This window comes from Cryptosporangium arvum DSM 44712, from assembly GCF_000585375.1.
Lineage (GTDB): Bacteria > Actinomycetota > Actinomycetes > Mycobacteriales > Cryptosporangiaceae > Cryptosporangium > Cryptosporangium arvum.
The window spans coordinates 2,090,561-2,108,244 of record NZ_KK073874.1 but is presented as its reverse complement, the minus strand read 5'-3'; the positions used below and the strand labels follow the sequence as shown (position 1 = coordinate 2,108,244).

Below are 17,684 nucleotides of genomic sequence, written 5' to 3'. Positions count from 1 at the left end.
CCCGGACATCCACTGAGGAGCCTGTCGGTGACCATCCCGAGCGACGACGAGCTCACCCGCTTCCACGGCCCCCCGGTCGTGAACGTGGAGGACGGCGTCCGCGCCGGCATCGAGGGGGCCGCGTGGCGCGTCTCCCCCGGCTACGACGAGGGCGTGCGGACGATGCCCGGTCGGATCTCGGACCTGATCGACCGGGCGCCGGTGCGGGCGTTGGTGATCGACAACTGGGGTGACCCGGCCGAATCCGCGCTTCCGGTCACGGAGATCGCCGCGTCGGCGAGCCGGCTGCCCGGCCTGCGGGCTCTCCGCGTCCGCGGGTCGCAGAACCTGGAGACGCAGCCGGTGAAGCACACCGCGCTCCGCGAGCGCGTGTTCGGGAACGGCGGCCTGCCCGCCGAGGTCACCCGGGCGGTCGCCACGCCGATCCTCACCGGTGAGCGGCTGGGCGGTGCGCTTCCCGACGCGCGGATCGACGCGTCCGAGTCGCGGTTCGGCGAAGCCGACGACGAACGATACGTCGCGGTCGGCGAATGATCGCGCTGGTCGGCAACCCGGGCAGCCGGCGCGCCACGATGTTCACCGCGGCGGCGCGTGCGGCCGGGCACGACGTCGAGGTGCTGCCGTGGCGTGCGGTCGCGGGCGGCCCGGTGACGTTCCCGTCCGGTGCGCTGGTGCGAATCGACTCACCGGGTGAGGACGCCGAGGTCGACCGGCGGCTGCGCGGGGCCGCCCAGCCGGCGCAGTTCGGCGAGATCGTCGGCGGCGCGGCCTGGTACCGGGGGTTCCGGGCGGCGCTGGAGCGGGTGGTGGCCGCCGCGGGGGCGTCCGGCGCGCGCCTGCTCCACGACCCGGGCGACATCGCGGTCATGTTCGACAAGCGCCTGGCCCACGCCCGCCTGGCCGCCGCCGCCGTTCCCGTTCCGCAGGCCCTCCCGCCGGCTGCCCCGGCGGCAGCGGAGTTCACCGGCGCCGGGATCGGGGGGTACGAGGAACTGCGGGCGGGCATGCGGGCCGCGGGATGGGCCCGGGTGTTCGTGAAGCCCGCGCACGGGTCGTCGGCGTCCGGGGTCGTCGCCCTGCACGCCGGTGACCGGCGGGCGCTCGCGGTCACCTCGGTCGAGCTGACCGACCGAGCGCTCTTCAACTCGCTGCGGGTCCGCCGGTACACGTCCGAGCGCGAGGTCGCGGCGATCGTCGACCGGCTGGCTCCCGACGGCCTGCACGTCGAACGCTGGTTTCCGAAAGCGAGCCTCGATGGCCGCGTGTTCGACCTGCGGGTGCTTGTCGTCGACGGGGTTCCTGGCCACGTCGTGGTGCGCACCAGCCGCACCCCGATGACGAACCTGCACCTCGGCAACGCCCGCGGCGACGTCCGCGCGGTCCGCGCCCGGATCGGCGCCGAGGCCTACGAGTCCGCGCTGGCCACGTGCGTGCGGGCCGCGGCCGGATTCCCGGGCAGCCCGCACGTCGGCGTCGACCTGATGATCGGGGTGGACCGGCGCACCCACGCGGTCGCCGAGGTCAACGCGTTCGGCGACCTGCTGCCCGGCGTCCTCGACGCCCACGGGCGCACCACGTACGAGGCGCAGCTCGAGGCATTGGGAGCACGGGTATGAAACACCTCGTCGGCCGCCACGACCTGCTCTTCGTCACGTTCGACACCCTGCGCCACGACGTCGCGGCCGAACTCGCCGCGGCCGGGCGCACCCCCAACCTCGCGCGGGTGCTCCCCGGCGGGCAGTGGGAACGCCGCCACACCCCGGCGAGCTTCACCTACGCGGCCCACCAGGCGTTCTTCGCCGGTTTCCTCCCCACCCCGGTCACCCCGGGCCCGCATCCCCGGCGGTTCGCCGCCGCGTTCCCGGGCAGCGAATCCACCACCGACGACACCTGGGTCTTCGACGCACCCGACGTGGTCACCGCCCTCCGGGAGACCGGCTACCACACGGTCTGCGTCGGCGGTGTCGGCTTCTTCAACCCGGTCTCGGCGCTCGGCCGGGTGCTCCCCGGCCTGTTCGCCGAGTCGCACTGGGAGCCCGCGTTCGGCGTCACGAACCCCGCGTGTTTCGAGGCCCAGCTCGACCGGATCGAATCGGTGATCGCCGGGCTCGACCCCGCCCGCCCGCTGTTCCTCTTCGTCAACGTCGCCGCGCTGCACCAGCCGAACCGGCACTACCGGCCGGGCGCCGAGCACGACTCCCGGGAGAGCCACGCCGCCGCGCTGGAGTACGTCGACGCGCACCTGCCCCGGCTGATCGCCGCGGTCACCGGGCGCGGGCGCCCCTGCGCGGCGATCCTGACCTCCGACCACGGCACGGCCTACGGCGAGGACGGCCACGTCGGGCACCGCGTCGCGCACGACGTGGTGTGGACCGTGCCCTACGCGGAGGTGGTGTTCCCGTGACGCTCGACGGCTCCCCGTACCAGGGCTACCTCTACGCCTACCCGCACAAGACCGCCTACCGGCCGCTCCGCCCCCGCCCGGCGCTGCGCGAGGTCTGGTCGGCCGAACCCACCGACACGCTGTTCCTCTACGCCCACCTCCCGTTCTGCGAGATGCGCTGCGGGTTCTGCAACCTCTTCACCCGCGCCAACCCGCCGGCCGAACAGGTCAGCGCGTACCTCGCGCAGCTGCGCGTCCAGGCCCGGCGGGTCGCGGACGCGCTGGGGCCGGTGACGGTCGCGCGCACCGCGGTCGGTGGGGGCACCCCCACCTACCTCACCGCGTCCGAACTGACCGGGCTGTTCGACGTCCTGGACACCTTCGGCCGCGGCGCGGCCCCCACCGCCGTCGAGACGTCACCGGCCACCGCGACGCCGGACCGGCTGGCGGTGCTCAGCGAGCGCGGCACCACCCGGGTGAGCATCGGCGTGCAGAGCTTCCTCGACGCGGAGGCCCACGCGGCCGGACGCCCGCAGAAACGCGCCGAGGTCGACCGTGCGCTCGACACGATCCGGGCCGCCGGCATCCCGGAACTCAACGTCGACCTGATCTACGGCATCGCCGGGCAGACGGCGCAGAGCTGGGAGTACTCGCTGACCACGGCGTTGCGGTGGGCGCCGGAAGAGGTGTTCCTCTACCCGCTCTACGTCCGGCCGCTCACCGGCCTGGGGCGGCGCGACGCCGACGGGAGCGACCCGGCCTGGGACGCCCAGCGGCTCGCGCTGTACCGGCAGGGCCGCGACCGATTGATCGCCGCCGGCTACCACCAGCTCTCGCTGCGGCACTTCCGGCGGGTTCCGTCCGCGGACGACAGCAGCGACTACCGCTGCCAGGACGACGGCATGGTGGGCCTCGGCTGCGGCGCCCGCTCGTACACCACCGACCTCCACTACTCGTTCGACTACGCGGTCGGGGTCGGCCAGGTGCGGGCGATCATCGACGACTACGTCCGCCGCCCGGCGTCCGACTTCGACCACGCCGAGGTCGGGTACCACCTCGACGAGGCCGAGCAGCGACGCCGCTGGCTGGTGAAGTCGCTGCTGCGCTCCGAGGGTCTCGCTCCGGCCGACTACGCGACGCGGTTCGGCACCCCGCTCGGCGCCGACTTCCCCGAACTCGGTGAGCTGGCCGAACGAGGGTGGCTCGAGCACGGCGCCGACCTGGTCGCGCTGACCGCGGCGGGGATGGAGCGCGCCGACGCGATCGGGCCGTGGCTCGTCTCGGATGCGGTGCGCAGCGCCATGAGGGAACACGTGACGCGCTGATGGACCTGTCGATTCTGTACCGCGGTCCGCTCGCGAGCTGCAACTACGACTGCGCGTACTGCCCGTTCGCCAAGCGGCGCGACAGCCCGGCGACGCTGGCGGCCGACCGGGCCGCGCTCGAACGCTTCACCGACTGGGTGACCCGCAACCCCGACGACGACCGGATCTCGGTGCTGTTCACGCCCTGGGGCGAAGGGCTGACCCGCTCCTGGTACCGGCGGGCGCTGGCCGACCTGTCCCGGCTGCCGCACGTCGGCCGGGTGGCGATCCAGACCAACCTGGCGGCCACGTTCGGGTGGATGGCCGACGCCAACCTCGACCGGCTCGCGCTCTGGGTCACCTACCACCCCACCCAGATCAGCCGGGGAAGGTTCCTGGCGCGCTGCTCGACGCTGCACTCGCGGGGTGTCCGGTTCTCGGTCGGCATCGTCGGGCTGCCCGCGCACTACGAGGACGCGGGCTGGTTGCGCACCGCCCTGCCCGACGACGTCTACCTGTGGGTGAACGCCGCCGAGGGGCACGTGTACACGCCGGGCGAGGAGCGGGCCTGGGCGGCGATCGACCCGCTGTTCTCCTACAGCGCGCGGCCGCACCTGTCGGCCGGGCAGCCGTGCCGCACCGGCGACACCGTGCTGTCGGTGCGGGGCGACGGGAGCGTGCGCCGCTGCCACTTCGTGGACGAACCGCTCGGCAACCTCTACGACGGGTCGTACCGGCGGGCGTTGCGGCCGCGGAGCTGTCCGCTGGCGACGTGCGACTGCCACATCGGCTACGTGCACCTGGAGACCCTGCCGCTGTACGACGTCTTCGCCGGCGGGGTGCTGGAACGAATACCCATGGGCTTCTAGGTACAAGCACTCACGCGGGGCCGCTCCGCACCGGCGAAAGTAAACGCATGCGAATCCTTCAGCTCGCCTTCGGTAACTGGTTCTCCCGCGCCTACCTGATCGGCGTCGCGGTCGTCGCCGCGGTGGTCACGTTCAGCCTCGCCACCTGGGACCAGCCGGACGCCAATCTGGCCGGCGTCTGGCTGGTCTTCGTGACGATGCCGTTCTCGTTGCCGCTCCTGGCGATCACGCCCGACTCGGCGCTCGGGCCGGTCGTGTTCTACGCCGTGTGCGCCGTCGCGGCCGTCGCGAACGCCGCGTTCATCGGCGGCATGGTCGCCCTCTACCGCCGCTCCCGCCGCCGCCCCGCCCACTGAACCCCGCCCACTGAACCCCTCTGCACCCCACCCGCAGCGACCCGGCCCGGGTGGACGGGTCAGGGTGCGAGCATCTCCGGCGTGACGCTGGCCTCGGTGTCGGGGATTCCGGTGTCGTGGGCGCGCTTGTCGGCGAGCGCGAGCAGACGCCTTATGCGGCCCGCCACCGCGTCCTTGGTCAGCGGCGGGTCGGCCAGCGAACCGAGTTCCTCCAGCGACGCCTGGCCGTGCGCCAGGCGCAGCCGGCCGGCTGCGAGCAAGTGCTCCGGCGCGTCGCCGCTGAGGATCTCCATCGCCCGCTCCACCCGCGCACCGGCGGCGACCGCGGCGCGGGCCGACCGGCGCAGGTTCGCGTCGTCGAAGTTGGCCAGCCGGTTGGCGGTGGCCCGCACCTCGCGACGCATCCGCCGCTCCTCCCAGGCCAGCACGCTGGCGTGGGCACCGATGCGGGTCAGCAGCGCACCGATCGCGTCGCCGTCGCGCACGACGACCCGGTCGACGCCACGCACCTCGCGGGCCTTGGCCGTCACCCCGATGCGCCGGGCCGCCCCGACGAGCGCCAGTGCCGCCTCCGGCCCGGGGCAGGTGATCTCGAGCGCGGCCGAGCGGCCGGGCTCGGTGAGCGAACCGTGCGCGAGGAACGCACCCCGCCACGCCGCCTCCGAGCAGCACGCCGCCGCGGACACGACCTGCGGCGGCAACCCGCGCACCGGCCGCCCCCGGACGTCGAGGAGGCCGGTCTGACGGGCCAGCGAATCCCCCTCACGCACCACCCGCACGATGTAGCGGCTGGTCTTGCGCAGCCCGCCTGCGGTGAGCACGTGCACCTCGCTGCCGTGGCCGTAGACCTCGGCGATGCTCTGCCGCAGCCGCCGGGCGACGTTGCCGGTGTCGAGCTCGGCCTCCACCACCACCCGGCCGGCGACGATGTGCAGCCCGCCGGCGAAGCGCAACAGCGCCGCCATCTCGGATTTGCGACAACAGGGTTTCGTGACCACGACCCGGCTCAACTCGTCCTTGACCGCGGCCGTCATCGCCATCGCGCTGCTCCAGTCGTCTCGCTCTGCCCCCGTTGCGACACGCACGGCGGCCCCAGCCGACCGGTCTCAGCCGGTGCCCAGCACTCCGCGGAGTGCGTTGGCGAGAGCCTGCTGATCGTGCCGCGGACTTCCGTCGGACGCCGCTACCGGCGCCACAACCAGTCGTCCCCCTAGAGATTCTGCCGCACGCGACAGACCGGTGTGGTCCCCGACGATGTGTGGATCTGCGAGCACGACGTCCACTTTCAATGCCGGAGCGTGTTCGGCCAGCGCATGAAGGTGGCCGTCGAACGGCATTCCCTTCGTTTCACCGTCGGTGCTGAGGTTCAGCACGACGATCCGCCGGGCCGCCGAGCTGACGATCGCGTCGGCCAGTTCGGGCACCAGGAAGTGCGGCAGAACACTCGTGAACCACGAGCCGGGGCCCAGCACCAGGGCGTCGGCCATCTTCACGGCCTCGACCGCCTCCGCGCACGCCGGCGCGTCGGCCGGTGTCACCCGGACGCGGCGGACCTGCCCCTTGGTGCTGGCGACCTCGTGCTGACCGTGGACGGTGACGACGTTGCCCAGCGCTCCGGCGACGTCGGCCTCGATGTCCAGCGGTTCCGCGGCCATCGGCAGCACCCGGCCCCGGCATCCGAGCACGCGTGACGCGTGCTCGAGCGCCTCCACGGTGCCACCGAGGATGTCGGTGAGCCCGGAGATGATCAGGTTGCCGATCGCGTGCCCGCCGAGCTCACCTTTGCCGGGAAAGCGGTGCTGGAACACCGCGGCGGTGACCGGATCGCCGGGGTTCGCCAGCGCGACGAGCGCCTGGCGCAGGTCACCGGGCGGAATGCCGCCGAATTCGCGCCGCAGCCGGCCGCTGGAGCCGCCGTCGTCGGCGACGGTCACCACGGCCGTCGGTTCGATCCCGAGCAGACAGAGCGCCTTGAGCGACGCGAACAACCCATGCCCGCCGCCGAACGCCACTACCCGGGGAGGCCGCTCGGTGTCCGAACCGATCACGCCTCTCGCCGTCCCATTCCCCGTCCGCCCCTCTGCCGGTTGCCGTCGATACACCGCACCACGCCCGTTAGGACGTGATTCGCGGCGTTAGTGCCCCGCGCTGCGCCTTTCATCGACAACGCGTAGCGGAGGCGGACGGTACCGTGCTCCGCGCCGGCCGTCACTCCCGGCCCAGGTCCCGGTGGCTCACGGTGGTGGGGATACCCCGGGCTTCCAACCGCGACGCCAACGCGAGCGCGCTGGCGACACTTCGGTGCTTACCGCCCGTACAGCCGACGGCGATGGTCAGGTACCGCTTGCCCTCGCGCTTGTAACCGTCGGTGGCCATCGCGACGACGGCCGCGTACTGATCGAGGAACTCGACCGCACCGGGCTGCGCCATCACGTAGTCGCTGACGGCCTGGTCCTTGCCGCTGAACGGCCGCAACTCCGGTACCCAGTGCGGGTTCGGCAGCCATCGCATGTCGATGACCAGGTCGGCGTCGGCGGGCAGCCCGTACTTGAAGCCGAACGACAGCGTCGTGACGTGGAGGGTGCGCTCGGGAGTGACGAACAACTCTTCGATGCGCCCGCGGAGCTGGTTGCCGTTGAGCAGGCTGGTGTCGATGATCACATCGGCGAGTTCGCGCGCGTTGGCGAGCAGCACCCGTTCGGCGGCGATCCCGTCGGCGAGCCGGCCCTCCCCCTGCAGCGGGTGGGCCCGGCGGACGCTCTCGAACCGCCGGATCAGCACGTCGTCGGACGCGTCCACGAACACCACCCGGGGATGGAAGCCCCGGGTACGCAGGTCGGCCACCGCCCCGAGCAGGTCGGTGGAGAACGCCCGGCTGCGGACGTCGAGCGTCATCGCGGTGCGCCGGCCCGCGCCGCCGGAGGCGAACGCGAGCTCGGCCATCGTGACCATGAGCGTCTGCGGCAAATTGTCCACGACGTAGTAGCCGACGTTCTCCAGCGCACGGGCGACCGTGCTGCGGCCGGCCCCGGACAAGCCGGTGACCACGACGAGGTCCATCTCGGCTCGCGCGGCGGCGATCCCGTCCAGGTTTCCGAGATCGTCGGCGCCCGGCGACCGCTCCCCGATCGTCATCGGTTCTCGTGTCTCCCCGCTCGCATGGGTGTTACTCCTGATTCTGCTGCGTCGACGCTAGTCCCCGCAGCCCGCACACCAGACTTTTCGGTGCCTTTGGTGGCTTCCGGGGCCGATCGGGCCGCCGGGACCGCGGCGTCACCGGCCAGCGCGGCCACGATCGCCTCGGCCGTGCGGCGGCCGATGCCGGGCACGCTCACGAGTTCGTCGGCCGATGCCTGCCGCAGCCGCTTCAGGGACCCGAACTGGCGCAGCAACGCCTTGCGCCGGGCTTCGCCCAGCCCGGGGACGTCGTCGAGCGCCGACTCGGTCATCCGCTTCGAGCGCTTCTGCCGGTGATAGGTGATCGCGAACCGGTGCGCCTCGTCCCGGACGCGCTGGAGCAGGTAGAGACCCTCGCTGGTGCGCGGAAGGACGAGCGGGAAGTCGTCGCCGGGCAACCAGACCTCCTCCAGGCGCTTGGCGAGCCCGCAGAGCGCGACGTCCTCGATGCCGAGCTCGGCGAGCACCCGCGCGGCCGCCGCCACCTGGGGCGCACCACCGTCGACCACGACGAGGTTCGGCGGGTAGGCGAACTTCCGCGGCCGCCCGGTGGCCGGATCGATGCCCACCGGCACCCCCCGGTCGGCCGGAGCCTCCGCCCCCGAGTCGGACTCCTCCGGCAGATCGCCGGTCTCGACGTGGGCGTCCAGGTAGCGGTTGAAGCGCCGGCGCAGCACCTGGGCCAGCGACGCCGTGTCGTCCGGCGGCCCGTCGGGCCCGGAGCGCACCGCGAACCGCCGGTACTCCGACTTGCGGGCCAGGCCGTCCTCGAACACGACCATGCTGCCGACGATGTCGGTGCCGCTCACGTGCGAGATGTCGTAACACTCGATGCGCAGCGGCGCCTCGTCGAGCAGGAGCGCGTCCTGGATCTCCTGCAGCGCCTTCGACCGGGCGGTGAGATCGCTCGCGCGCTTGAGCTTGTGCTGGTTGAACGCCTGCTCGGCGTTGCGCTTGACCGTCTCCATCAGCGTCTTCTTGTCGCCCCGCTGGGGAACCCGGAGCGCGACCCGGCTGCCCCGCAGCTCCGAGAGCAGTTCCTCGAGCACGGCCGCGTCGGTGGGTAGCTCCGGTACCAGCACCTCGCGCGGCACCACCTCGCTCGCGTCCTCGCTGCCGTAGATCTGCAGGCAGAACTGTTCGACGAGGTCGCCGACGCCGAGGTCCTCGACCTTCTCGACGACCCAGCCGCGCTGGCCGCGGACCCGCCCGCCCCGGACGTGGAACACCTGCACGGCGGCTTCCAGGCCGTCGTCGGCGAACGCGATCACGTCGGCGTCGGTGCCGTCGCCGAAGACGACGGCCTGCTTCTCCATCGCCCGGCGTAGCGCCCCGATGTCGTCGCGCAGCCGGGCCGCCCGCTCGAACTCGAGCTCGTCGCTGGCGCGCTGCATCTCCCGCTCGAGCCTGCGCAGCATCTGGTCGGTCTTGCCGGCCATGAAGTCGCAGAAATCCTCGACGATCGCCCGGTGCTCCTCGGCCGACACCCGGTCGACGCACGGCGCCGAGCACTTGTCGATGTAGCCGAGCAGGCAGGGCCGCCCGATCTGCCCCGCGCGCTTGAAGACGCCGCTGGAGCAGGTGCGCGCCGGGAACACCCGGAGCAGCAGGTCGAGGGTTTCGCGGATCGCCCACGCGTGCGCGTACGGCCCGAAGTACCGCACGCCCTTCTTCTTCGGGCCACGCATCACCCGGAGCTGGGGATACTCCTCGTAGAGCGTCACCGCGAGGCTCGGGTAGCTCTTGTCGTCGCGGTAGCGGACGTTGAAGCGCGGGTCGTACTCCTTGATCCAGGAGTACTCCAGCTGCAACGCCTCCACCTCGGTGGTGACGACGACCCAGTCGACGTTGGCCGCGGACGTCACCATCTGATAGGTACGCGGGTGGAGGCCGGCCGGATCGGCGAAGTACGAGTTCAGACGGTTGCGGAGGTTCTTCGCTTTACCGACATAGATCACCGTGCCCCGAGAATCCCGGAAACGGTAGACACCAGGCGACTCCGGGATCGATCCCGGAGATGGGCGGTACGTGGACGGGTCGGGCACGCTGGAAAGCCTAGTCGTGCCCTCCGACAATCCTTGCGCGCGAACCGGCGACCACGCTACATATCGCCTTTCGGCCGATCCCGCTGTCAGACATCCGACACGACACGGCATCATGGTTCGCCAGAGGACGACGCGACCACGGAACGAGGCGACCGGGACGATGCAGGCCGGGGGAACGACGACCGGGACGAGGCCGGCCACGGCGGTGGACACCGTGACCGTACCGACCCGAACGAAGGGGCCGCGATGACCGCGCCGGGCACTCCGCAGGCCGACGACCCGCTGGCCGGGGTCGATCTCTTCGCCGGCCTCGCGCCCGCCGTGCGCAGCCGGGTGGCCGCGGCCGCGGTGCCGCGCAGCTACCGGCGCGGACAACTCCTGTTCCTGGAGAAGGACCCCGGCGACTCGCTGATCATGGTCCGCCGTGGCGCCGTCTCGGTGTTCCGCACCGCTCCCACCGGTGACCGCGCGCTGCTCTACGTGGTGCGCCCGCCCGGCGTGCTGGGCGAGTTGGCGCTGCTCGACGGCGGCAGTCGCTCGGCGTCGGCGGAAGCGTTGGAGGAGACGCACGTCCTCGCGCTCTCCCGCGGTGCGTTCCTGGAGCTCGTGCGCACCCAGCCGCCGATCCTCGACGGGGTGATGCGCTCGTTCGGCGGGCTCATCCGGCGGCTGACCGATCAGACGTCCGACCACATCTTCCTGGACCTGCCGGGCCGGGTCGCGAAGACGCTGATCCGCCTGGTCGGCGACAACCGGTCACCGGTCGTGACGATCGACCTGAACCAGACCCAGCTGGCGGAGATGGCCGGCGGCTCCCGGCAGAGCGTCAACCAGGCCCTCGGTACGTTCGCGACGCGGGGTTGGCTGCACACCGAGGGTCGCAAGATCGTCGTCACCGACATCCCCGCACTGCGCCGCCGCGCCGGCATGACGTGAGTCTCGACGTCAAAATGTCACGTTGAGTGACTTATTTAGTCGCAGGTGACCCATGTCTCAGTGGCATCTGTGACGATGACCCCCGTGGACACCAACTCGTCGAGCACCGTCTCGGGAACCCGGACCGTCGAACCCTCGGGGTGACCGATTCCCGCGGAGTCGGTCCATGGCGTCTTCAGCGTCACGGTGACCATACTCGACATTCCGGGCATTGCGGGAATTCCCCTCCATCCGGCATGGTTCGCCGGACGCACCGGACCCCACCGCTCAAGTCGCGACACACGGTAGTCGCGCCCCACCCCGACGTGTCAGCGGAGCGTCCGGAAGACGACTGAGAAAGGCTCCGACCGGATGATTCTTGTCCGGATGGGTGGTCCCCGGACGAGGCCACTGAGACGATTCACAGCAAATACACGACCGCTGACAGATTTGGTGTACTGGAAGACCTTGCACGCGGGGGTGAAGGACCCATCGACACGCACTGCGCACGCTGCGCCGCCGTGGGCCGGCCCGGCGACCGTTTCTGCGGCCGCTGCGGCTCCGCCCTGCTCCGCAAGTGCCCCAGTTGCACCGCCGGCGTCGAGCTGACCGCCGAGACCTGCCCGCACTGCGCCGCCGATCTCGACCCGGCCGCCCGCGGCCTGCCCGTGCCCGGCGTCGCGTCCCGGGAGGAGCGGCGGGTCGTCACGATCCTCTTCGTCGACCTCACCGGCTTCACCAACCTCGGCGAACGGCTCGACCCCGAGGACCTGCGCGCGCTCCAGCAACGCTACTTCGACACCGTCGCGCGCGCGATCCGCCGCCGCGCCGGCGTCGTGGAGAAGTACATCGGCGACGCGGTGATGGCCGTGTTCGGCGCACCGGTCACCCAGGAGGACGACGCCGTCCGCGCGGTCCGCGTCGGCCTGGAACTGCAGGCCGACCTGGACGGGCGGATCATCGGCCCGTCCGGCCCGCTGCGCGCCCGCGTCGGCATCGCCACCGGCGAGGTCGTCGTCGATCTGGACGCGATCCGGGACGGCGGTCAGGCCCTGGTCGCCGGCGACGTGGTCAACCTCGCCTCCCGGCTGCAGTCGCACGCCCCGGTCGGTGGCATCGTCGTCTCCTCGGCCACCTGGCGCGCCAGCCGCGAGTACGTCGAGTACACCGAGATGCCCCCGGTGATGGTCAAGGGCAAGGCCGGGCCGGTCCCGGTCTGGCGTCCGCTGCGCCTGGTCCAGCGCCGCTGGGACCGTCACCGCGACCACGGCCCGTTCGTCGGCCGCGGCCCCTACCTCGACCACCTCGCCGGGCTGCTGCGCGCCACCGTCGACGACCGGGCGCCTCGCCTGGTCACCGTCGTCGGGCCGGCCGGCGTCGGCAAGAGCCGCCTGGTGCGCGAACTCAACCGCCACGCCGAGCAGGCCATGCCCGTCGGGGTCCGCTGGGTCGGCGGGCGCTGCCTGGCCGGCGGCGAGGGCGGCCCGTTCGCGGCCGTCGCCGAGGTCGTCACCGCGTACGCGGGGGTACTCGAGTCCGACAGCGCCGACACCGCCCGCCGCAAGGTCGTCGACTCGCTGCACGGCCTGCTCACCACGGCCGAGCGCAGCAGCGTGGTCGACGCGCTCGCCCCGCTCGTCGGCTACGCCGCTCCCCCGGTCGAGGCCGACGAGGCCCAGGCCGCCTGGCGCATGTTCTTCGCCCGGCTCGCCGCGCGCCGCCCGCTGGTCATCGTCATCGAGGACCTCGCGCTCGCCGAACCACCCCTGCTCGACTTCCTCCGGCAGCTCGTCGACACCGTCGACGGGCCGCTGCTGGTGCTCGGCACGGCCCGGCCCGAGCTGCTCGCCTCCCGCCACGTGCCCTGGTACGACGCGACGCACCCCCGGCACGCGCTGGTGGAGCTCCCGCCGCTCGACGCGCACGACACGCTGACGCTCTTCCGCGCGCTGTCGGTCGACTCGCCGATCCCCGAGGAGGCTCTCGAGCACCTCACCGTGCTCGCCGCGGGCACCCCGCTCTACGCCCACGAGTACGTCCGGATGCTCGCCGACCAGCAGAGCGACGACGCCGAGGGGGCGCTCCCGCTGCCCGACTCCGTGCTGTCGGTGGTCGCCAGCCGCGTCGACCTGCTCGGGCCCCGCAGCCAGCGCGCGCTGCAGGCCGCGGCGGTCATCGGCGAGGTGTTCTGGCCCGGTGCGGTGGCCACGGTCGCCGAGCTGGCCCGCGACGAGGTCGAGGCGCTGCTGGCCGAGCTGCGCGCGAAGGCGTTCATCCGGCCGGCCACCGGGCACGTGCTGGCCGGCGAGCCCGCGCTGGCGTTCTCGCACGCGGTCGTGCGCGACATGGCCTACCGCCGTCAGCCCCGCGCGCTGCGCGTCGTGCGTCACCAGCGAGCCGCCCGCTGGCTGCAGTCGCACGTCACCGGCCGCACCACCGAGGCCGTCGACGCGGTCGCGCACCACCGGGTCGCCGCGCTGGAACTGGCCCGCACGCTGCACATGGACGTCCGTCCGTTCCTGCCGCCGGCCCGCACCGCGCTGGTGGCGGCGGCCGAACGCGCGGCCAGCCTGCACGCCGCGCCCACCGCCGTCGACCTGCTCGACAAGGCGCTCGCGCTCTGGGACGACCAGAACACGCTGACGCTCGAGGAGCTGGCGGCTTTGGAGCACCCGGCCGCCAGGGACGACGAGGTGTCCCGGCTGTCCGCGCTGGTACTGCGGTGGAGGCTGCGGTTCACCGCGTCCCCCGACGAATTCCACGGCGCCGCCGACGTCGCCCGGTGCGCCAGCCAGCTCGAGGTGCTCGGGGCCCGCGACGCCGCCGCGAGCGCGCGGACGCTGCTCAGCCAGGTCGCCTGGGCCCGCGGTGACCGCACCGCCGCGCTGGCCCACCTCGACCGGGCGCTGGCACCCTACGGCGCCGGCGACGAGAGCCCTGTGCGCGCGGCCGCCCACGCCGAACTGGCCCGGCTGCGGATGATGAGCTACGAGGTCGACGAGGCCACCACCGCGGCCAAGACCGCCGGTGACCTGGCCCGCCGTCTCGGCCTGCCCGAGCTCGAGGTCAACGCGCAGATCACCGAGGGCGCCGCCCGATACCTGGCCGGCGACCTGTCCGGTCTGACGCTGCTCGAGCGCGCGGTCGACCGCAGCCGCACCGACCACCTGCGCTCGCTGCGCCGGGCGTCGGAGAACCTGGCCAGCGCGCTGCAGGAGGAGGGCGAGATCGCCCGCAGCTTCGCGCTGCTGGACGAGGCCGCGGCCACGACGCTGAACTTCCGCGGCGCTCCGCACCCCGGCCACACGCCGATGCGTGCCTACTTCGACGGCGACTGGGACGCCACGCTGGCCTCGGCCGATGCCGCGTTCACCGGCGACGAGGCCCTCGACGCCGAATGGTCGCACCTGCGCACGCTCGCGGCCTGGCTGCGTGCGCTGCGCGGCGAGGACACCGGCTTCAACCCCGAGGCGATCGTCGTCACCGCCGCCCGGCACGGGAGCCGCCTGGCCATGGCCAACGCGCTCGCCCACGCCGCGCTCTACCGCGCGGTCAACGGCTCGGCCGAGCAGGCGACGGTCGCGCTGCGCCGGTTGGAGGCCGAGCACTCGGCCGAGGCGCTGGCGCCGCGCGAGTGGCTGGCCGCCGCCGCGCACGCCGCGGTGCTCACCGGCGTCAGGTGCGGTCTGCAGGGCGAGGAGTCCGCCGGATGGCTGAAGGGTGTGCTCGACGGCGCGCCGCGCGAGACGCTCTGGGTCCGGGCCGCCCGCTCGGTCGTCAACGGCGCCCAGGCGGCCCGCAACGGCGACCACGGCACTGCGGCCCTGCACCACGCGGTCGCGGCGTCGGTCTACGAACGGATGGGCGACGCCACCGACGCGGCGCTGGCCACGGCCTGGTCGCTGCGCGCGGCCCGGGCCGGCGAGGTCGCACCGGTACCGGAGCTCACCACCCGCCTGACCACGTTCGGGCTGCGTAACCGGGCCCGTCTGCTGCTGAGGTTCGCCACCACGGATCCGTTAGACACCACCGACGTGCCGGACGACCCCGGGCCGCTGGCCGGTCAGGATTCCTCGTCCAGCCCGGCCTCGATCGCGTAGCGCACCAGCCCGGCCCGGTTGTGCACCTGCAGTTTGTCCATGACGTTCTGCAGGTGGTTCTGCACCGTCCGGATCGACAGGCTCAGCCTTGTCGCGACCTGCTTGGCGGTGAGCCCCCGGGCCACCAGCCGCAACACCTCGGTCTCCCGGGTCGTCAGCGCCGGCCCGTCGGCGGGCTCGGGCCCCGCGGCGAGCCGCCGGTACTCCCCGAGCACCAGCCCGGCCAGCCCGGCGGTGAACGCCGCCTCGCCCCGTGAGGTGCGGGTGACGGCCTCGATCAGCTCGGTGGCCCCGGCCGACTTCACCAGGTAGCCGGTGGCGCCGGCCCGGATCGCGTCCAGCACGTCCGGCCGCTCCGCGCTGGCCGAGAGGACGAGCACCCGGCAGGACGGGTCGGCGGCCAGGATGCGCGCGGTGGCCTCGACCCCGGAGAGCTCGGGCAACTGCAGATCCATGACGACGACCTGGGGCCGGCTCGCCGCCGCGATCCGCACCGCCGCCGCGCCGTCCCCCGCGGTCGCGACCACGTCGAACCCGGCGTCGCCGAGGTCGCGCGCCACCGCGTCGCGCCACATCGGGTGGTCGTCGACGACCATGACCCTAACGGGGGACATTCAGCTCCACCTCGGTTCCCTCGTCGGGCGCGCTGGTGATCACGACCGTGCCGCCGAGCTCCCGGATCCGGCCGCGGATCGACTGAACCACACCGAGCCGGCCCTCGGCCGCCGCCTCGGCCAGCCGCTCCGGCGGGATGCCCGGACCGTCGTCCCGGACCGTGACCAGCACCGCGTCCCGCTCCTCCTCGACCACGACCCAGGCGTGCGCGCCGGGCGCGTGTTCGGACACGTTGTGCAGGGCCGCGGCGACCGCGGCCGCGACCTCCGCGCCCGCGCCCGCCGGGAGCAGCACCGGCTCGGCCGGCGCCACCAGTTCGATTCCCGGCGACGCCGCGAGTGGCGCCAGCAGCGCGGACAGGTCCACCACCCCGTCGGACGGGGCGGCCGAGCCGCTCGTCATCAACGCGCGGAGGGCGGACTCCTGCTCCCCGGCGAGTTCGGCCAGCTCCCGGCCCTCGCCGTCGAGCGTGGATCCGCGCCGCTTCACCAGCGCCAGCACCTGCAGCACACCGTCGTGGATCTGCCGGGCCAGCCGATCCCGCTCGGCGACCGCGCCCTGCTCCTGCCAGGCGTCGACCATGAGCCGGTCGACCTGGCGGAGCACCTCGGCGACGTAGCCGATGACGATCGCGGCCAGCAGCACCAGGATCATGTTGTGCACGGTCCCGCGGGTGGGCTGGCCGCTGACCACCACGACGTTCGCGGCCCCCAGACCCAGCGTCGCCAGCAGGCCCCCGACGATCTCCCAGCGCAGCGCCCAGGCCATCACCGCGGTCGAGGCCCACACCGTCGGCACGGTGAACTCGCCGCCGGCGATCCGCTCCGGCGTCTCGACCAGCCGGGTCGCCAGCACGGTGGCGAGCGTGACGGCCAGGTCGACGACGAACAGCACCGGTGTACGCAGGCGCGGACGGGCGTAGCAGTACGAGGAGGCGACGCTCCACGCCCCCATCACCGCGAGCGTGGCCACGCACCAGGCGGGGCTGTCGACCCGGCCCAGGTCGTCCAGGTTCAACGCGACTGCGTAGACGAGCGTCAGGAATCGGAACGCGGCCAGCGCCCGCCAGCCGGTGACCTCGACGGTGAACCCGGCCGGCCGCCGGTCACCCGTGGTCGGACTAGGCGGCAACGGGCTCTTGTGCCCGGCGCGTCGCGTCCGAGCCGTTCTTCACCGACGCGGCGTAGACGTCGCTGTACTGCTGGCCGGACAGCTGCATCAGGTCGTACATGATCTGGTCGGTCACCGACCGTTCGACGAACCGGTTCCCGGCCATCCCCGCGTAGCGGGAGAAGTCCAGCGGCTTGCCGACGCGCATCCGGACCCGCATCACCTTCGGCACGAGCCGGCCGATCGGCTGCACGTGGTGGGTGTTGAGCATCGCGACCGGCACCACCGGCACCCCGGTCTGCAGCGCGAGCCGGGCCACGCCGGTCTTGCCCCGGTACAGCTTGCCGTCGGGGGAACGGGTGCCCTCCGGGTAGATGCCCAGCGGCTGCCCCTCACCGAGCACGCGCGCTCCGGTGACGAGCGCGGCCTCGGCCGCCGACCCGGAGGTGCGGTCGATCGGGACGCAGCCGGCCGCGCTGAAGAACAGCCGGGAGAACAGGCCTTTGGGCCCCTTACCGGTGAAGTATTCCGATTTCGCCAGGAAGACGATTCGGCGCGGACACATCAGCGGAAGAAAGAACGAGTCGCTGAACGAAAGATGGTTGCTCGCGAGAATGACCGGCCCGGAAGCGGGGATGTTCTCGACACCCTCCAGCACCGGCCGGAAAAACAGCCGGAGAAACGGACCAATCAGGATGTATTTGCACACCCAGTAAAACACCGTTCCTCCTCGTGGCCCGTGCCGGTCGAGCGTACCCTCACCGCCCTCGTCGTCGGTCTACCCGACAGTGGCGTTCACCACGCTCGATC

The 17,684-nt window shown here is 72.7% G+C and carries 15 protein-coding genes; 8 read left to right on the top strand and 7 right to left on the bottom strand.

Annotation, left to right across the window (positions count from 1 at the left end):
- Nucleotides 1-27 precede the first annotated feature (27 nt).
- From CRYAR_RS09800 to CRYAR_RS09775, 6 genes are read left to right on the top strand one after another with little or no spacing between them, the layout of a single operon-like run.
- Nucleotides 28-534, top strand: a complete 507-nt coding sequence (locus CRYAR_RS09800; RefSeq protein WP_035850032.1) for a hypothetical protein — start codon at nucleotides 28-30, stop codon at nucleotides 532-534.
- Nucleotides 531-1,616 (top strand): STM4014 family protein, encoded by a 1,086-nt coding sequence (locus CRYAR_RS09795; RefSeq protein ID WP_035850030.1) that lies wholly within the window; start codon nucleotides 531-533, stop codon nucleotides 1,614-1,616. The genes CRYAR_RS09800 and CRYAR_RS09795 overlap by 4 nt, the downstream gene beginning before the upstream one ends.
- Nucleotides 1,613-2,404 carry an STM4013/SEN3800 family hydrolase gene (locus tag CRYAR_RS09790; RefSeq protein ID WP_035850028.1) on the top strand — a complete coding sequence of 264 codons (792 nt, stop codon included), beginning with the start codon at nucleotides 1,613-1,615 and terminating at the stop codon, nucleotides 2,402-2,404. Before CRYAR_RS09795 ends, CRYAR_RS09790 begins: the two co-directional genes overlap by 4 nt.
- Nucleotides 2,401-3,708 carry an STM4012 family radical SAM protein gene (locus CRYAR_RS09785; protein WP_035850026.1) on the top strand — a complete coding sequence of 436 codons (1,308 nt, stop codon included), beginning with the start codon at nucleotides 2,401-2,403 and terminating at the stop codon, nucleotides 3,706-3,708. The genes CRYAR_RS09790 and CRYAR_RS09785 overlap by 4 nt, the downstream gene beginning before the upstream one ends.
- On the top strand, nucleotides 3,708-4,556 hold the full coding sequence (locus tag CRYAR_RS09780; protein ID WP_035850024.1) for an STM4011 family radical SAM protein: 849 nt from the start codon (nucleotides 3,708-3,710) through the stop codon (nucleotides 4,554-4,556). The genes CRYAR_RS09785 and CRYAR_RS09780 overlap by 1 nt, the downstream gene beginning before the upstream one ends.
- 47 nt (nucleotides 4,557-4,603) lie before the next feature.
- On the top strand, nucleotides 4,604-4,912 hold the full coding sequence (locus CRYAR_RS09775) for an SCO4225 family membrane protein (RefSeq protein WP_035850022.1): 309 nt from the start codon (nucleotides 4,604-4,606) through the stop codon (nucleotides 4,910-4,912).
- Nucleotides 4,913-4,971: 59 nt separating this feature from the next.
- On the opposite strand, the gene whiA is transcribed toward CRYAR_RS09775, so the two are convergent.
- From whiA to uvrC, 4 genes are all read right to left on the bottom strand, one after another.
- Complete coding sequence (gene whiA, locus CRYAR_RS09770) at nucleotides 4,972-5,952, bottom strand: DNA-binding protein WhiA (protein WP_035850020.1); 981 nt, start codon at nucleotides 5,950-5,952, stop codon at nucleotides 4,972-4,974.
- 66 nt (nucleotides 5,953-6,018) lie between these two features.
- The gene (locus tag CRYAR_RS09765; protein ID WP_211247366.1) at nucleotides 6,019-6,960 is read right to left on the bottom strand and encodes a gluconeogenesis factor YvcK family protein; all 942 of its coding nucleotides are present in this window, start codon (nucleotides 6,958-6,960) and stop codon (nucleotides 6,019-6,021) included.
- Nucleotides 6,961-7,120: 160 nt separating this feature from the next.
- The gene (gene rapZ / locus CRYAR_RS09760) at nucleotides 7,121-8,047 is read right to left on the bottom strand and encodes an RNase adapter RapZ (RefSeq protein WP_035850018.1); all 927 of its coding nucleotides are present in this window, start codon (nucleotides 8,045-8,047) and stop codon (nucleotides 7,121-7,123) included.
- A complete protein-coding gene (gene uvrC / locus CRYAR_RS09755; protein ID WP_084700293.1) occupies nucleotides 8,044-10,134 on the bottom strand; it encodes an excinuclease ABC subunit UvrC in 2,091 nt (696 codons plus the stop codon). Before uvrC ends, rapZ begins: the two co-directional genes overlap by 4 nt.
- 246 nt (nucleotides 10,135-10,380) lie before the next feature.
- Between uvrC and CRYAR_RS09750 the strand changes: the two genes are divergently transcribed.
- Entirely contained in the window at nucleotides 10,381-11,070 is a 690-nt protein-coding gene (locus tag CRYAR_RS09750; RefSeq protein ID WP_035850016.1) for a Crp/Fnr family transcriptional regulator, read from the top strand.
- A gap of 398 nt (nucleotides 11,071-11,468) precedes the next feature.
- The gene (locus CRYAR_RS09745; protein WP_342673860.1) at nucleotides 11,469-15,149 is read left to right on the top strand and encodes an AAA family ATPase; all 3,681 of its coding nucleotides are present in this window, start codon (nucleotides 11,469-11,471) and stop codon (nucleotides 15,147-15,149) included.
- Here the strand turns inward: CRYAR_RS09745 and CRYAR_RS09740 are convergent.
- From CRYAR_RS09740 to CRYAR_RS09730, 3 genes are read right to left on the bottom strand one after another with little or no spacing between them, the layout of a single operon-like run.
- Nucleotides 15,113-15,763, bottom strand: a complete 651-nt coding sequence (locus CRYAR_RS09740; RefSeq protein ID WP_035850014.1) for a response regulator transcription factor — start codon at nucleotides 15,761-15,763, stop codon at nucleotides 15,113-15,115. The genes CRYAR_RS09745 and CRYAR_RS09740 overlap by 37 nt on opposite strands.
- Entirely contained in the window at nucleotides 15,750-16,895 is a 1,146-nt protein-coding gene (gene macS, locus CRYAR_RS09735) for a MacS family sensor histidine kinase (protein ID WP_051569977.1), read from the bottom strand. The genes CRYAR_RS09740 and macS overlap by 14 nt, the downstream gene beginning before the upstream one ends.
- Complete coding sequence (locus CRYAR_RS09730) at nucleotides 16,885-17,595, bottom strand: lysophospholipid acyltransferase family protein (protein WP_035850013.1); 711 nt, start codon at nucleotides 17,593-17,595, stop codon at nucleotides 16,885-16,887. Before CRYAR_RS09730 ends, macS begins: the two co-directional genes overlap by 11 nt.
- Nucleotides 17,596-17,684: the final 89 nt, after the last annotated feature.

What these genes read in the sequence shown, in the direction of transcription:
- CRYAR_RS09795 (WP_035850030.1), top strand. Translation starts at nt 531, where the DNA reads ATGATCGCGCTGGTCGGCAACCCGGGCAGCCGGCGCGCCACGATGTTC.
- CRYAR_RS09790 (WP_035850028.1), top strand. Translation starts at nt 1,613, where the DNA reads ATGAAACACCTCGTCGGCCGCCACGACCTGCTCTTCGTCACGTTCGAC.
- CRYAR_RS09780 (WP_035850024.1), top strand. Translation starts at nt 3,708, where the DNA reads ATGGACCTGTCGATTCTGTACCGCGGTCCGCTCGCGAGCTGCAACTAC.
- CRYAR_RS09775 (WP_035850022.1), top strand. Translation starts at nt 4,604, where the DNA reads ATGCGAATCCTTCAGCTCGCCTTCGGTAACTGGTTCTCCCGCGCCTAC.
- whiA (WP_035850020.1), bottom strand. Translation starts at nt 5,952, where the DNA reads ATGGCGATGACGGCCGCGGTCAAGGACGAGTTGAGCCGGGTCGTGGTC.
- rapZ (WP_035850018.1), bottom strand. Translation starts at nt 8,047, where the DNA reads ATGACGATCGGGGAGCGGTCGCCGGGCGCCGACGATCTCGGAAACCTG.
- CRYAR_RS09750 (WP_035850016.1), top strand. Translation starts at nt 10,381, where the DNA reads ATGACCGCGCCGGGCACTCCGCAGGCCGACGACCCGCTGGCCGGGGTC.
- CRYAR_RS09740 (WP_035850014.1), bottom strand. Translation starts at nt 15,763, where the DNA reads ATGTCCCCCGTTAGGGTCATGGTCGTCGACGACCACCCGATGTGGCGC.